We start from the raw sequence: 15,593 nt of genomic DNA, 5'->3' as shown, positions 1-15,593 counted from the left end.
CAAGATTTGCTGTCTGTCTGTTCCAAAAGAGGTGAGAAACAATGACAGAACAGGAGCTGAAAAAGAAAGAACTTCGTCAAAAAGCCATGAAGCTACCCTTGAGCCCGGGCGTCTACCTGATGCATGACAAATCCGGGGAAATCATTTATATCGGGAAAGCCAAGGCGCTGAAAAACCGGGTCAGCCAGTATTTTGGCTCGGAAAAGAACCATGATAATAAGGTGCGCCGGATGGTTGCCAATGTGGACTGGTTTGAGTATATCGTCACGGACAGCGAATTTGAGGCGTTGGTGCTGGAAAGCAGCCTCATCAAGCAGAACCAGCCCAAATACAATATTCTTTTGAAGGATGATAAGGGCTACAGCTATATCCGCATCACTTCCGGACCTTGGCCCCGCTTTTCCGAAGTGAAAAAAATGGAGGAGGACGGCGCAAAATATATCGGACCCTATATGAGCTCCTGGTCCATCAAGCAGACGCTGGACTCCGCCAGGAAAATTTTCAAGCTGCCCTCCTGCAGCCGCAGGTTCCCCCAGGATTTCGGGAAGGGGAGGCCCTGCCTCAATTACTATATCAAACAGTGCGCAGCCCCCTGCCGGGGCAGGGTCAGCGAAGCGGAGTACGACGAAGCTTTCCAGGAAGCGCTGGATTTTATCCGGGGAGGCAGCTCCACCTCGGTAAAGGTTCTGACCGAAAAGATGAACGAGGCTGCAGAGAACCTGGAATTCGAGCTTGCGGCACGCCTGCGGGACAGGATCAATGCCATCGGCAAGCTGAAGGAACGGCAGAAAGTGGTGGCGAGCCGGGTGGAAGAGCAGGATGTCTTCGCCTTGGCCCAAGGGGAAACCCATACCGCTTTTGAAGTGTTCCGTTTCACCGGCAGCAAACTCAGCGACAGAGAGAGCTTTCTCACTGAGGGCTGCCAGCCGGACGCGGAGGCGCGTTCCGAATTTCTGCGCCAGTATTATGCCATCCGCGACCGCGTGCCCCCTCTGGTGGTGGTGGACGGCGAGGTGGAGGATGAAGAGCTCATTGCCCGCTGGCTTACCGAAAAGCGGGGCAGGGCGGTGAAGCTGCTGATCCCCCAGCGGGGGGATCAGTACCAGCTGGTGCAGATGTGCCGCAGCAACGCGGCGGAAAGCCTGTCCCAGCACATGGGAAATTCCGGCCGGGAAGCCTCCGCCCTGGATGAGCTCAGGCGGCTGCTGGGCCTGGAAAAAACGCCGGCCTACATTGAATCTTACGACATTTCCAACCTTCAGGGCGGCGAGAACGTGGCCGGTATGGTGGTGTTTGAAAACGGCAGGCCGCTGAAATCCGCCTACCGGAAGTTTAAAATCAAGACGGTGTCCGGCCAGGACGATTACGGCTCCATGCGGGAGGTGATCCGCCGCCGGTTTGAAGAGTACAAGAGCCATCAGGAGGAGGGCGACGAGGAGGGCTTCGGCAGGCTGCCGGACCTGATCCTCCTGGACGGAGGCAAGGGCCACGTGGCTGCGGTGAAGCCCCTTCTGGAGGAGATGGGCGTGGAGGTGCCGCTGTTCGGCATGGTGAAGGATGACAAGCACCGTACCCGCGCTATCGCCCTGAGCGGCGGAGAGATCGCCATCAATTCCAACCGGCGGGCCTTTACTCTGGTGTCCTCTATCCAGGATGAGGTTCACCGGTTCGCCATCGGCTATCACCGGCAGCAGCGCAGGAAGAGCGCGGTTTCCTCCACGCTCACCTCCATCGAGGGGATCGGGGCCACCCGCGCCAAAGCGCTGCTGAAGCATTTCAAGACGGTTGCGGCGGTCAGCGAGGCGGACTTGAAGGAGTTAGAGGACGCGCCAGGCATGACCAGGCCGTCGGCTTTGCGGGTCTATGAATATTTTCATGGGAAAACCGAGGCGGAACCCCGGGAAAACTCAATAAATTCAGTCGAATAGTTGACAGATCGGCCGATTGATGGGATAATAAAGCGAATCGAATCAAGAAATATTGGAGACTCGAGCCATGCGAATCATCACCGGAAGCCAGCGGGGGAAAAAGCTTACCGCGCTGGAAGGGGAACAGGTGCGGCCGACGACAGACCGCGTGAAGGAATCCCTGTTTAATATTTTGCAGTTCGGCATTGAGGGACGCAGGTTTCTCGATCTGTTTGCGGGGTCGGGGCAGATTGGTTTGGAAGCGTTGAGCCGGGGCGCAGGGGAAGCGGTATTTGTGGATGCCTCCCGGGATTCCGTCAAAGTGCTGGAAAAAAATGTGGCGGCTACGGGCTTTCAGGACCGTTCGCAGATTGTGCCGGGTGACTATGCCGTGTTCCTCGCCGGAAATTCCAAGCCCTTTGACATCGCTTTTTTGGATCCTCCCTACCGCAAGGGGATTTTGCAGAAGGCGCTGCCCCTGACCGCCAGGCAAATGAACCCCGGCGGCGTGATACTCTGTGAGCATCCTTTGGGAGAGGAGCTTCCGGAAAGGGCCGGAGAGTTTCAAAGAGGAAAGAGTTATCGCTACGGTAAAATCATGCTCACTGTGTACCGCAGGGAAGAGGAAGCGTGAAACCGCCGTTTTGGAGGAATCGTTTATGAGAATTGCGGTCTACCCCGGCAGCTTTGATCCTGTAACGCTTGGTCATCTGGATATCATCCACCGGGCGCACAAGCTGTTTGACAAGCTGATTGTGGCCGTGCCGGTTAACCCCGCGAAAAAAACCAGCTTTTCCGTGGAAGAACGGATGGATTTGCTGCGCATTGTCTGCGGGAAGGAAGGCTTTCCCAATGTGGAGATCGACAAGGTGGACGGCCTGCTTGCAGAGTATGCCAGACGCAAGAATGTGATGGTAATTGTGAAGGGCCTCCGGGCGATGTCTGATTTCGAGTATGAATTTCAGCAGGCCCTTACCAATAAAAAGCTCAATCCGGAGCTGGAAACCATGTTTCTGGCCACCAGTGCGGAGAATATGTTTGTAAGCTCCAGCATGGTAAAGCAGGTGGCAGGTTTCGGCGGGGATATCTCCCATTTTGTGCCGGAGTGTATTTCCGATACGATTATTGAAAGGCTTTGCGGTGAGAAAAAGCCGGAAGCGTAATCTGCCGGAGACCCCGGCAATTCCAATTATAACGGCTGAATGCCGGAAAACCGCGGATTTCCAGAAAAGCGGAAGAAAGGAACGGTATTGACTATGAGCAACAACCAGGCGACCATTGAGGATCTCATCGACGAGATGTATGATGTTCTGGATAAGGGCTGGAAGCTGCCTCTTTCCGGCGGAAAGGTATTTGTGGACGGCGAAGAGGTCCGGCAGATTCTCGATGAAATCAAGGAAGAAATTCCGGCGGAGGTGCGCAAGGCCAAAGCCATTGTCGCCGACCGCGCCCAGATTATCAGCGAGGCGCAGCGCGAGGCGGAGACGATCATCCGTGTGGCGGAGGAAAAGCAGAAGGCATTGGTCAACCAGGACGAGGTGGTGCGCCAGGCCCAGGCTAAGGCCAACGACCTGATCGCCCAGGCTCAGGCAAAATTCAAGGAAATGCGCAAAGCGAGCAACGACTATGTAGACGACCTGATGCGCAGAACAGACGAGTCCTTGTCGGAAAACCTCGCGGAGCTTCGAAAGACGCGGCAGAATATCAAGTCTTCTCAGCGAAACAGCCAAATCTAAATAAAATCTTTTGTGAAATGCGCACGAAAGACGAATAGAACAAAAATTCCCCTCACAAGATGTAGTGAGGGGAATTTTTGTTCCCTCAAAATACCGTCGAACGTACCTTCGAATCCAGTGTTGGCGCGGGTTTCCAGGATTTTTCCAGTTGCTTTTGAACCCCAGTTGTTCTATAATTATGCCATTGGGTGGTGAAAAGTGGGTGAAAGTTCCACGAAGTGGTGAAGAAGGGGTGGAAAATCCCAGAAAGCACATCTTCTGAACTCCGCCGCCCGTTCTGGGAAAGGAAAAGGCAATTATGTTGACGGGTGAATATCAACATAATATGGACCTGAAGGGCCGGGTGACGATCCCTTCAAAGTTCCGTGACGACTTGGGAGACAAGTTCTACGTCTGCAAGGGTCTTGACGGCTGCCTTTTTGTACTTTCTCAGGAGCAGTGGGACAGGCTGGTGGAAAAGGTGGCCGCCATTCCGCTGGCACAGGGCAAGGCCATTCAGCGCTATTTCTTTTCCGGAGCCGCCGAAGTGGAGCCGGACAAGCAGGGAAGAGTTCTGATTCCCCAGAATCTGCGGGATCACGCGGGCCTGGAGAAGGACGTGACCGTGATCGGCGCCGCGGTCCGGGCGGAAATTTGGGATACTGCCCGCTGGAATGAATACAACCAAAGCCAGACCGACGAGGCGATTGAGGCCTCTATGGCCCTTTTGGATTTTTAAGTTTGAAAGGCTGACAATCTGAAAGGAATAGAACCTATGATGGAATTTAACCACAAGCCCGTGCTGTTTACGGAAACCATAGAGTCGCTGGCCATCAGGCCGGAGGGCGTCTATATCGACGGGACGATGGGCGGAGGCGGGCATTCGGAAGCGATACTTCAAAGGCTGACTTCCGGGAAGCTGCTCTCCATCGATCAGGATCCGGACGCCATTGAGGCGGCTGGCCGGCGGCTTTCCCGCTACCCCAATTCCCTGATAGCCCGTGGGAATTTCTGCGAGATGGACAAGCTTGCCGCTGAATGGGGAATCACCTCTGTGGATGGAATCCTGCTGGATATCGGGGTTTCCTCTTACCAGCTGGATACGCCGGAACGGGGATTCTCCTACCACAGCGAAGCTCCCCTGGACATGAGGATGTCCAAGGAGGGCCCTACCGCCGGGGATCTGGTGAACACACTGTCTCAGCAGGAGCTGGCCGGTATCATCTACCGGTACGGAGAGGACAGAAACGCAGGCAGGATCGCCCGCGGTATCTGTGAGGCGAGGGAAAAGGAACCAGTCTCCACCACCTTTCAGCTGGCGGAGATCGTCAAAAGCTCTGTGCCGGCCGCAGTGAGAAGAGAACAGGGGCATCCGGCCCGAAAGACGTTCCAAGCCCTCAGGATCGCCGTGAACGGCGAGTTGGACAGGCTGCAGGAGGGGCTGGAAGCCGGGTTTTCCATTTTGAAACCGGGGGGAAGGCTCGCAGTGATCACATTCCACTCCCTGGAGGACCGCATCGTCAAGCAGCAGATGGCAAAGTGGTGCGAGGGATGTATTTGTCCCAAAGACTTTCCGGTCTGTGTCTGCGGCAGAACGCCGCAGGGCAGGCTGATCTATAAAAAGGGCCTCGCTCCTTCCCAGCGGGAGGTCGAGGAAAATCCCCGGGCGCGAAGTTCGCGTCTGCGGGTCATTGAAAAGCTGGAAACCAATCTGTGATGCCGGTCCGTAGGGACGGGGCCGCTGCGGAAGCAAGCCGCAGGAAAGCGGCATACCGGGCCTCGTCCCTACAGGACAACAAATCCGGGATTACAGGAAAGTTTATCACAGAGACGGGAAAAAGGAAAGGGTGATTCGGGTTGGCAAATTTGTCGGAAGCATATGATTTCTCGCTGTTTGAAGACCGTATAGGGCAGAGTACGGCCCCTATCGGAGAGCCGGGCAGCCGGGAACAGAGGCAGGAGCAGAAGCGGGAAAATGTCATTGAGCTGCCCCAGAAGGAACTGGACAAGAACCGTCAGCCGAAACGGCACCCCTTCCGCATGATCGCCGCCACATTGTGCTTTACCGTCATTTTCGCCACGGTGGTTTCTATTGTGTACAGCCAGGTGCAGCTGACGGAACTGACGGAGGAGATCAATATCGCCACACAGCAGCTGCAGGAGGAGCAAAGCCTGGAAGTGCAGATGAGCATGCAGGCCTCGCAGAAGATGAATGGCGCCCAGGTGGAGGAATATGCCAAAAAAGAGCTGGGCATGTCAAAAATATCGGAAGGGCAGGTCTCCTATGTAAACGTGGTGCAGCAGGATAAGGGCACTGTGCTGCAGGATACCGACGGAGGCTCCTGGTTCGATAAGATTCTCTCTGCCGTCGAGTCCTGGTTTGCCTGAGGCTTTTTTGAGACAGAAGGATACTGACCGCTCAAAATGGGGTAATTTTGAGAATAAAAGACTGTTGTGAAGGTTCTGAGAAATTGTCTGGGTTCCGTCTGTTGAAAGCTCACAGCTGTCTGGCAGAAGCTAAGCTCAGCCGCTGAGGCAAAAAAGGCAAGTGAAACCCTCCCGAAAAGGGAGGAACTGGAAAGGTGGCATACTACTTATGAAAAGAGCAAAAAGAGCGGTTCTCATCCTGGCGGCCTGTCTGCTGCTGGTTTCCGGAACAGTGACGGTATGCGCCGTCTCGGCGGAGGGGAACAGAAAAGAGCCTGCAGTCTCTGCGGGGGATTCCTCCTGTATCATGCCGGAAGAATGCCTGGCGGAGGACATGGCGATCGAGGCATATGTCCGCGGGGAACAGGAGATCGGGTGAGAAAAGATTCGGGGCGCTGCATGTCCAGAGATTGCGCAGCGCTCCGATTTGTGATATCATAAAGCTCTAAGGGGAAGGGCGCTTCGGGCGCCGCAGCTTTCCGCTCCGTGATGGGCGCGGAGGAATCCATGGAATATTCGATATGCCGCAGGAATAAACTGGAACAGCGGTATTCGTAAGGGAGGAGAGCCAAGAGGAATCTTGACTCTCATTTTGCTAATCGGGGAACTTCATAAAATTTGACTCTGGGTGGTGAAAGATTATGGCAAAAGGAAATACGGAGAAAATGTGGAAAAAGGCGATGGGAGTCACTGCTTTCATCGTCTTTGTGGGGTTTGGCGCGGTGCTTGTCAGCTTGTTCCGCTGGCAGATAGTCCGGGGCGAGGAATTGAGCGCCAAGGCGCTCAACCAGAGCCTGCACAGCACCACGCTGTCGGCCATGCGCGGCACGATCTACGACGCCACCGGCACCAAGGTGCTGGCAAAGAGCGCCAGTGTGTGGACCGTGGTGCTGGAACCCAACTATTTTAAGGACGACGACGGCAAAGATAACGAAGCGCTGCGGCGGAAAGTGTCCTCCGGGCTTTCCAGAATATTGGATATGGATGAGGAAACCATCTACGAAAAGACCGGTGAAAATTCCTTTTTTACCTATCTCAAGCGCCGGGTGGAATCTGACGTGAAGGACGAGGTCACCGCTTTTCTGAAGGAAAATGATATCGACAACGGCGTACGCCTGATCGACGACTATAAGCGGTACTATCCCTACGGTACAGTGGCCTCCACCATTCTGGGCTTTACGGGCAGCGACGGGCAGGGCCTGGGCGGCCTGGAACTGCAGTACGACAGCGAGCTGCGGGGTACGGCGGGCCGGATGATTTCAGCGAAAAACGCTTTGGGCACTGACATGCCCTTTGAATACGAACAGCTCATCGGTGCGGAAAACGGTTATGACCTGGTGCTGACCATCGATGAGACGGTGCAGAGCATCCTGGAAAAATACCTGGAGCAGGGCATCGAACAGTATCAGATCAAGAACGGCGCGGTAGCCATCATGATGAACGTCAATACCGGCGGCATCCTGGGTTTGGCGGTCAAGGGGGATTACGACCCCAACGATCCTTTCACCATCTATGACGAAGAGGTGCGCAAAGAGATAGATGCCCTGCCGGAGGATAAACAGGACGAGGCCTACAACAACGCCCTGCAGAAACAATGGCGGAACAAGGCGGTGAGCGATACCTATTACCCCGGCTCCGTATTCAAGATGTGCGTGGGCGCCATGGGCTTGGAGGAAGGTGTAATCACCGAGGAGAGCACCTTTACCTGTACGGGCAGCATGCCTGTGGAAGGCGTTACCGGAGGCATCAGCTGCTGGAAGCATGCGGGACATGGCTTGGAGAATTTTCACGACGGCCTCTGCAATTCCTGCAACCCCTTCTTTATCCATGTGGGGGAACTGTTGGGAGCGCAAACCTTTGCCAAGTACCGCGAAGCCTTTGGCTTTACGGAGCAGACGGGCATCGACCTGCCGGGCGAATCCTGGAGCCTGTACCACTCGGTGGAAGATCTGGGGCCGGCTGAGCTTGCCACGGAATCTTTCGGGCAGAACTTCAGCATCACGCCGGTGCAGATGATCACCGCCTGCGCGGCGGTGGCCAACGGCGGCTACCTGATGACGCCCCATGTGGTGGACCGGGTGGTGGATTCTGAGGGGAATATCGTCCGGAAGGCAGATACCAGCTACCGCAGGCAGGTGGTATCCGAAGAAACCTCGAAAACCATCAGCAGGATTCTCTATGACAACGCCACCTTCGGCACGGCCAGCGGCGGCTATGTGATGGGCTACCGGGTCTGCGGCAAAACAGGCACCTCGGAAAAGGTGGCGGAATTCAACGCCGACACCAGCCCGGATAAGAAGATGAAGTACATTGCCTCCTACTGCGGCTTTGCCCCTGTGGAAAAACCCCAGTACGCCCTGCTGGTGTTCTTCGACGAACCTGACGGCGACAACAACGGCAACCTCACCGGCGGCAACGCAGTGGCAGGCCCGATTTTTTCCGCCATCATGGAGGAAGCCCTGCCGTATCTGGGAATTGAGGCGCAGTATACGGATGAGGAATACGAGACGCTGGATATGGTGACGCCTTCCGCAGTGGGCCTGACCCTGGAGGAGGCTTACCGGCAGCTGGATGAGCTGGGCCTGAGCTATTCCGTGGTGGGGGATGAGTCCGACAGCTCCATTCTGGTGACGGAACAGATTCCCCAGGTGGGGGAAAACGTGCCCAAGGGCGGCAAGGTGGTGCTTTACACCAACGGCTACAGCGAAGAGGATACGCTGGTGGAGGTGCCGGATTTCACCAGTATGGATCTCTCCAACGCAAACTACGCGGCGTCCCTGGCGGGAGTTCAGATCAGCGTCAGCGGCGCTGGAGCTACGGAGGGCGGTTCGGCCAGTATGCAGAGCGTGGAACCGGGAACTATGGTCAAAAAAGGCACGGTCATCACCATCACCTTCGTGGAGAATATTAACACGGAAACCTTCGTCCCATTGGGCTAGGCAGCCGGCAAACTATTTGTGTGGTGTTCTGAATACGGCAGTGTTTCTCCGTTTTTCTGGAACTGCTTTGAAAATCGTCCCGCGGGCTGCGCATCGAAGTGAATCAGCGCCTGCCCGGTGTCCGGGCGGCGTAAGGGACGGCCAGAGAACTGTAAAAAGCAAGAGGATAAAGAGGGGTTTTGGATGAACAGCATTTTATTCCTGACAGCGGCGGTCATCGCCTTTGCAATCACCGCCATTCTCGGCAAATGGATGATTCCTTTTCTGCACAAGCTGAAATTTGGGCAGACAATCCGCGAGGTGGGGCCCAGCTGGCATAAAAACAAGCAGGGAACGCCCACCATGGGCGGATTGATGTTCATCATCGCCATCGTGGCGGCAGTATTCGCCTGTATTCCCGTGTTCCATTCCACAGGCGTCTCCGAAACTTTTTTAATGCAGGTTAAGCTGTTCGCCGGGCTGGGAATGGCCGTTGCGTTCGGCGCCATCGGCTTTATGGATGACTACATCAGCATTGTGAAGAAGCGGAACCTGGGCCTGACGGAAAAGCAGAAGCTGGTGCTGCAGTTTGCGGTGGCGGCGGCCTATCTGGTTTCTGTGGGCATGGCAGGCGGCGGTACCACAACCCTTATCCCCTTTGTGGGACGAATTGACCTGGGCTACTTCTACTACATCCTGGCAGCGGTGGTCATTGTGGGCCTTGTCAACGCGGTGAATTTCACGGATGGCATCGACGGCCTCAATTCCACGGTATCCTTCTTTGCGTTTTTGGGTCTGGCCCTGTGCGCCGGAGTTCTCTCCATGACGGGCCTTTCCGCTATGGGCATTGCTTCGGCGGCGGCCTGCATTGGATTTTTGATCTGGAATTTCCACCCCGCCAAGGTGTTTATGGGGGATACGGGCTCCCTGTTCCTGGGCGGCATGGTGGGGGCGTTGGCCTTTGGTATCGATCTGCCCATCCTTCTGCTGCCGGTGGGCCTCGTGTACTGGTGCGAAATCCTGTCGGTGGTGCTGCAGGTCGCCTATTTTAAGGCCACCCACGGAAAACGGCTGTTTAAAATGTCGCCGATCCACCATCATTTTGAGATGTGCGGCTGGAGCGAAGTGAAAATCTGCGTCGTATTCGGCTTGGTTTCCCTGGTAGGCGGCGCTTTGGCGCTTCTTGCAGTATGTTTCGGCATATGAGGAAAGCCATGCTTAAAACAGAGAACTCCGGCACAAACTATAGCACAGGCGTGTCAGCCTGTATGGAAAGGGGGAAATCGAATGACGTCTTCTGCAGGAAGAACTTCCAGAGGCCTGCGCAGGGTTCCAAAATATGAGCCTCCCGCGGATGAGAGGCCGCAGCCGAAGAGGCCGAAGGAATCGCCGGGAGAACAGCGGAAAGGCCGCAGGCAGACCAAGTATAAGCTTTTTTCACTTGGCGCCGGAATCGACGTGCCGCTGTTTGTGTTTATCCTGGTGCTGCTGGCCATCGGTCTTGTCATGCTGTTTTCCGCCAGCTATGCGTACTGTTATTATTACTATGACAGCAGCTATTATTTCATTATGCGCCAGGCGGGCTTTGCTGTGGCGGGCGTGGTTTTGATGCTGATCGTTTCCACCTTTGACTACCACCATTTCCACAAGCTGGCCTGGCCCATCTGCGGCCTGGCAATTCTGATGCTGCTGATTGTCATCGTGTTCCGCGGCAGCGCCATTGCTCCCACAAAGAATGAGGTAAACCGGTGGATCAACCTGGGCGTGGAATTCCAGCCCACAGAGGTGGCAAAATTCGCCGTGGTTGTGGTGTTTGCCCATATGATTTCCCAGCGTGTGGAACAGATGAAAAGCTTCCGTTCCGGCTTTGTGCCGTTTATGGCGGTGCTGGGGCTGTTTGCCGTCCTGATCATGCCGGAACCCCATGTGTCCGCAACCATCATCGTGTGTATGATCGGCGTCATCCTGATGTTCGTGGGCGGCTCCTCTCCTAAATGGTTCTTTATTTTCGGCGGAATCGCCGTGGTGGGCGTGGCGGCTGTTGTCATGTTCTCCGGAAAATTTGATTATGCTATGGACCGTATTTACGGCTGGCTGGATCCCTTCAACCCGCCCGGGGATGTGGATACCTGGCAGACGAAGCAGTCCCTCTACGCCATTGGCTCCGGCGGGCTGCTGGGCGTGGGGCTTGGCCAGTCCCGGCAGAAATACCTCTATCTCCCCGAACCCCAGAACGATTTTATCTTTGCCATTGTCTGCGAAGAGCTGGGTTTGGTGGGCGCGCTGATCATCATTATCCTGTTCAGCCTGCTGATCTGGCGCGGCGTCTACGTCTCCATCCACGCCAAGGATAAGTTCGGCATGATGCTGGGGCTGGGCATCACCTTCCAGGTTGGCATTCAGGCGGTGCTCAACATCTGTGTGGTGACGAATACCATACCAAACACAGGCATCAGCCTGCCTTTCTTCAGCTATGGGGGTACGGCGCTGGTGATGCTTCTGGCGGAGATGGGCGTGCTGCTGAATGTTTCCCGCAGCTCGAATGTGGAGAAGACCTGAACCGCCGGAGTGCGGATATCGACGGCTTTGAACCTCAGGCGTCACTGTTTCAGGGCTTTGGCCGGTCCTGTCTACTATGGAATTGTGAAAGGAAGGAAACGATCATCATGGGAATCAAGGTGCTGTTTACCGGCGGCGGTACAGCGGGGCATATCAACCCTGCGCTGGCGGCGGCAGGTTATCTGAAGCAGAGGGAGCCCGACGCTCAGATTCTCTATGTGGGAAATAAGGGCGGGATGGAGGAAAGGCTGGTGGCGAACGCGGGCTATGAGATACGCACCGTCACCATCTCCGGCTTCCAGCGGAAGCTCACGCCGAAAAACCTGGCGCGCAATGCCCAGACTGTTGTGCGCATGTTTACCGCCAGTGCCGAGGCGAAGAAAATCCTGCGGGAATTTGCCCCGGACGTGTGCGTGGGCACAGGCGGGTATGTGAGCGGCCCGGTGATCCGGGAGGCCGCCAAGCTGGGAATCCCCTGCGTGATCCACGAGTCCAACGCCTATCCGGGCGTCACGACGAAGATGCTGGCAAAGTCTGTCAGGACGGTGATGCTGGCTGTGCCGGACGCCAGAAAGTACTTTGACGATTCCGTCAACTGCACAGTTACCGGAAACCCCGTGCGGGGCGAGGTGCTGGCCGCGGAACGGGAGGCCTCCCGCAAAGCGCTGGGATTGGACGAGCGGCCTCTGATCCTCTCCTTTGGCGGCAGCCTGGGCGCGTCTGCGCTCAACCGTGCGGCAGCCTATATGCTGGCGGAAAGCGGGAAGGAAAAAAGGTTTCAACATATTCACGGCTATGGCCAGCACGACGAGAAATTTTTGGAGGAGCTGCAGGAGCTCGGTTTCCGGCAGGAGGAGAATCCGCAGATCAGGCTGCTGGAGTACATCGACAACATGCCCCAGTGTCTTTCTGCAGCGGATCTGGTAATCGGCCGGGCGGGCGCCATGACCCTCTCCGAGATCGAGGCCAAATCGAAGGCATCCATCCTCATCCCTTCGCCCAACGTGGCGGAGAACCATCAGTTCCATAACGCTATGGCGCTGGTGCGCCGGGGAGCTGCGGAAATAATCGAAGAGAAGGACCTGTCCGGGGAGTCTCTCTGGAAAAAGGTGACAAAGATTGTAAGCGATCCGCAGCGGCTCCGTTCCCTGGGAGAGAACGCGGGAAAAATGGAGATTCTGGACGCAAACGAGCGTATCTACCGGGTGATTCGGGCTGCGGTCAAGCAGAATTAACCCTTTTTGAACCGCCTCATATAATGCAATATGCTTACGATATGAGGTGTTCTTATGATCATTGTTGACGGGCCCGCCGAGCTTGGCGGGGAGATCACCATCCAGGGGGCGAAAAACAGCACGCTGCCGCTGCTGGCTGCCGCGGTCATCTGTAAGGGACAGACCGTGCTGCACAATTGCCCCAGACTTTCAGACGTGGAAACGGCGGTGCGCATTCTGGAACATCTGGGATGCCGCTGCAGAAGAGAGGGCTCAGACCTCATTGTGGACAACGCCATGACCTGCTGCGAAATCCCCAACGACCTGATGCGGGGAATGCGTTCCTCCATTGTGTTCCTGGGAGCACTGGTATCCCGATGCGGCGAGGCAAACCTTTATTTTCCAGGAGGCTGTGAACTGGGCCCCAGGCCCATCGACCTGCACATCTCCTCCCTAAAAAAGCTGGGGGTAGAGATCGAGGAGACAGGAGGCTGCCTGCACTGCCGCGCCCCTCACGGCATTGTAGGAAACTATGTTTCCCTTTCCTTTCCCAGTGTGGGGGCCACGGAAAACCTGATGCTCGCGGCCGTGTGTTCCCATGGTACCACCATCATTGCCAATGCGGCCCGGGAACCGGAGATCAGCGATTTAGCCGCTTATCTGAACCGGTGCGGGGGCCGTATCTACGGCGCGGGGGAAAGTTGCATTATCATCGACGGTGTGAAGGAACTGTTTGGAAGCGAGCACCGCATCATGCCGGACCGCATCGTCACCGTGACCTATATGGCGGCTGCTGCGGTGACCGGCGGGAATATCACCCTGAAGGATGTGGACAACACGCATATTCTGCCCATGCTTTCTCCGTTTGAGGAATCCGGGTGTGAAGTGCGTCAGCTGGGTGGTGCGCTAAACATCATGGCGCCCCGGCATCTGGGCGCGGTGAGACATATCCGTACCATGCCCTATCCTGGCTTTCCCACGGATGCCCAACCCATTGTGATGAGCATGGCGGCAGTGGGGAGCGGAACCAGTATTTTTGTGGAAAACATATTCGAGAACCGCTATAAGCATGCGGAGGAGTTGGAACGGCTCGGCGCCAGGATCAAGGTGGAGGGCAAGGTGGCGATTGTAGAAGGCGTGGAACAGCTTTTCGGCGCCCCGGTCACCTCCTATGATCTGCGGGGCGGGGCGGCGCTGGTGGTGGCTGCCCTTGCCGCCCAGGGCAGGACGGAGATCAGCGGGACCAGGTACATTCACAGGGGCTATGAGGACATTGCCGGGAATCTCAGTTCTCTCGGCGCCAGGATCCGGGAGTTCGCCGGTTCTGGGGAGCCGGAAGCAGAAGAAAGTTAAGAAACAGGAAGTTTTAAGGAAAGGAGCGGCGAAGGGATGAGAGAAAAAGGACGCGGAAGCGATCCATGGCAGGATGAATATTTTATCGATCTCGGCGCCTCTTCATCCGCCGAAAGGAATTCAGGACGGCAGAAGGCAAAAGGCCGCCCGCCTGTACGGAATCCTTCTTACAGCGGGAGAGATGGGACGGCCCCAGGCCGCCGTCCTGCCCGCCGGCCCGGAGACAGCGCCCCGGCAAGACCTTCCGTGCGGCCTCCACGGCCGGAATACGGGGAATCAGACAGAGCGCGCAGAAAGCCCGGCGGCGGGGAAAGCCGCCGGAGGCCTGCGCCCGCACCGGCCAGGAAACGCAGAAAACAGAAAAAGCCGATGAGCAAAAAGGGGAGGGCTGTCGTTTATCTTCTCACCTTTTTCGGCGTGCTGACCTCCGCTGTTCTGCTTTGTGTGTTTTTGCTGTTCCGGGTGGCCCAGATTGAAGTGACCGGTGACCAGGTCTATTCCGCCTCAGACATTCTAAAGATATGCGGCTATGAGACCGGCGATAACCTGGTATTTTTACCGACGAAGGAGCAGGAGGAACAGCTGGAGCGTGAGCTGCCCTATATTGAAAAAGCAGAGGTGCGCAAGCGTTTGCCCGGTACACTGGAAATCTCCGTCACCGCGGCAAAGGTGGGGGCCTGTATCGAGAGCGGGGGCTCCTGGCTCTACCTCAGTGAGAACGGGAAGCTTCTGGAGCGTCAGGACAAGCCCATGGCAGGAGTCATGCAGATCGTGGGCGTCACACCGGAAGACAGCACGCTGGGAACTGGGCTCAAGCTGAGCGATGCGAATGTGGAGACGGTCTTCCGGCAGATCATGGCTAAGCTTGTGGAGCTTGACGCTGTGAATAAATTTACCAAGCTGGATCTCAGCGATCTTTACAACATCCGCATCTGGTATGAAGGGCGTATTCAGTTTTTGCTGGGGAACGCGGCGGATCTTGCCTATAAGGTGGAATTCGGCTATAAGATCGCCAGCGATCCCAAGTCCATCGGAACACAGGAAACAGGAACGTTGGATTTGACGGTGGCCAATGATGTGAAGCGTTCTACCTTCACCGCGGACAAGCCGGGGGAGAACAACAGCGCTTCGTCTGTCGGCGGCGATTCGGGAACTGTGCCGGATTCTTCCTCAAATGATTCCTCTGGTGAGGGAGACACCTCGGACGACGGACGGGATGGAGGGATTCCCGACGACTACTTTACAGGCGGCGGGGATTCTTCCGATGGAGATACAGGCGGTGATACCGGCGATATCGGGGATACCGGAGATACCTGGGATACTGGAGATGACGGAGGTACCGGAGATACCGGCGGTACCTGGGATGCTGGAGACGGCGCCGGAGAGGGGGATGGAATGTAAAGGAAATTGCTGTTTTTCCCTCTCGGAACTGCGAAAAAGAGCACATCTTGTAGCTCATTGCCGCTGAATATACTGGAAAGGGAATAATCTTTATTTTAT

At 56.2% G+C, this 15,593-nt stretch carries 14 protein-coding genes; all 14 read left to right on the top strand.

Annotation, left to right across the window (positions count from 1 at the left end):
• Positions 1-41: 41 nt before the first annotated feature.
• The 14 genes from uvrC to BN3911_RS14240 all read left to right on the top strand — a co-directional run bounded on the left by uvrC (position 42) and on the right by BN3911_RS14240 (position 15,494).
• Positions 42-1,928, top strand: coding sequence for an excinuclease ABC subunit UvrC (uvrC, locus tag BN3911_RS14310; protein WP_082942301.1), 1,887 nt, complete (start codon positions 42-44; stop codon positions 1,926-1,928).
• Between the two features lie 67 nt (positions 1,929-1,995).
• Positions 1,996-2,541 carry a 16S rRNA (guanine(966)-N(2))-methyltransferase RsmD gene (gene rsmD, locus BN3911_RS14305; RefSeq protein ID WP_066866794.1) on the top strand — a complete coding sequence of 182 codons (546 nt, stop codon included), beginning with the start codon at positions 1,996-1,998 and terminating at the stop codon, positions 2,539-2,541.
• A gap of 25 nt (positions 2,542-2,566) precedes the next feature.
• Positions 2,567-3,070 (top strand): pantetheine-phosphate adenylyltransferase, encoded by a 504-nt coding sequence (gene coaD / locus BN3911_RS14300; protein WP_066866792.1) that lies wholly within the window; start codon positions 2,567-2,569, stop codon positions 3,068-3,070.
• 93 nt (positions 3,071-3,163) lie between these two features.
• Complete coding sequence (locus BN3911_RS14295; protein WP_066866790.1) at positions 3,164-3,643, top strand: ATPase; 480 nt, start codon at positions 3,164-3,166, stop codon at positions 3,641-3,643.
• A 298-nt stretch (positions 3,644-3,941) separates the two neighbouring features.
• Positions 3,942-4,361: a division/cell wall cluster transcriptional repressor MraZ gene (gene mraZ / locus BN3911_RS14290; RefSeq protein ID WP_066866787.1), complete on the top strand. Its 420-nt coding sequence runs from the start codon at positions 3,942-3,944 to the stop codon at positions 4,359-4,361.
• 39 nt (positions 4,362-4,400) lie between these two features.
• Positions 4,401-5,339 (top strand): 16S rRNA (cytosine(1402)-N(4))-methyltransferase RsmH, encoded by a 939-nt coding sequence (gene rsmH, locus BN3911_RS14285; protein ID WP_066867967.1) that lies wholly within the window; start codon positions 4,401-4,403, stop codon positions 5,337-5,339.
• Between the two features lie 140 nt (positions 5,340-5,479).
• Complete coding sequence (locus BN3911_RS14280) at positions 5,480-6,010, top strand: FtsB/FtsL family cell division protein (protein WP_066866785.1); 531 nt, start codon at positions 5,480-5,482, stop codon at positions 6,008-6,010.
• Between the two features lie 208 nt (positions 6,011-6,218).
• The gene (locus BN3911_RS14275) at positions 6,219-6,428 is read left to right on the top strand and encodes a hypothetical protein (RefSeq protein WP_066866783.1); all 210 of its coding nucleotides are present in this window, start codon (positions 6,219-6,221) and stop codon (positions 6,426-6,428) included.
• A 262-nt stretch (positions 6,429-6,690) separates the two neighbouring features.
• Positions 6,691-8,988 carry a penicillin-binding transpeptidase domain-containing protein gene (locus BN3911_RS14270; RefSeq protein WP_066866781.1) on the top strand — a complete coding sequence of 766 codons (2,298 nt, stop codon included), beginning with the start codon at positions 6,691-6,693 and terminating at the stop codon, positions 8,986-8,988.
• 183 nt (positions 8,989-9,171) lie between these two features.
• Entirely contained in the window at positions 9,172-10,173 is a 1,002-nt protein-coding gene (gene mraY / locus BN3911_RS14265; RefSeq protein WP_066866779.1) for a phospho-N-acetylmuramoyl-pentapeptide-transferase, read from the top strand.
• An 81-nt stretch (positions 10,174-10,254) separates the two neighbouring features.
• Positions 10,255-11,526 carry an FtsW/RodA/SpoVE family cell cycle protein gene (locus BN3911_RS14260; RefSeq protein ID WP_066866777.1) on the top strand — a complete coding sequence of 424 codons (1,272 nt, stop codon included), beginning with the start codon at positions 10,255-10,257 and terminating at the stop codon, positions 11,524-11,526.
• 107 nt (positions 11,527-11,633) lie between these two features.
• Positions 11,634-12,761 (top strand): undecaprenyldiphospho-muramoylpentapeptide beta-N-acetylglucosaminyltransferase, encoded by a 1,128-nt coding sequence (murG, locus tag BN3911_RS14255; protein WP_306286899.1) that lies wholly within the window; start codon positions 11,634-11,636, stop codon positions 12,759-12,761.
• A gap of 54 nt (positions 12,762-12,815) precedes the next feature.
• Entirely contained in the window at positions 12,816-14,093 is a 1,278-nt protein-coding gene (gene murA / locus BN3911_RS14250) for a UDP-N-acetylglucosamine 1-carboxyvinyltransferase (RefSeq protein WP_066866775.1), read from the top strand.
• A 369-nt stretch (positions 14,094-14,462) separates the two neighbouring features.
• Entirely contained in the window at positions 14,463-15,494 is a 1,032-nt protein-coding gene (locus tag BN3911_RS14240) for a cell division protein FtsQ/DivIB (protein WP_066866770.1), read from the top strand.
• Positions 15,495-15,593 lie beyond the last annotated feature (99 nt).

The organism is Neglectibacter timonensis (assembly GCF_900048895.1).
GTDB lineage: Bacteria > Bacillota > Clostridia > Oscillospirales > Acutalibacteraceae > Acutalibacter > Acutalibacter timonensis.
This window is presented reverse-complemented; position numbering and strand designations above follow the sequence as displayed.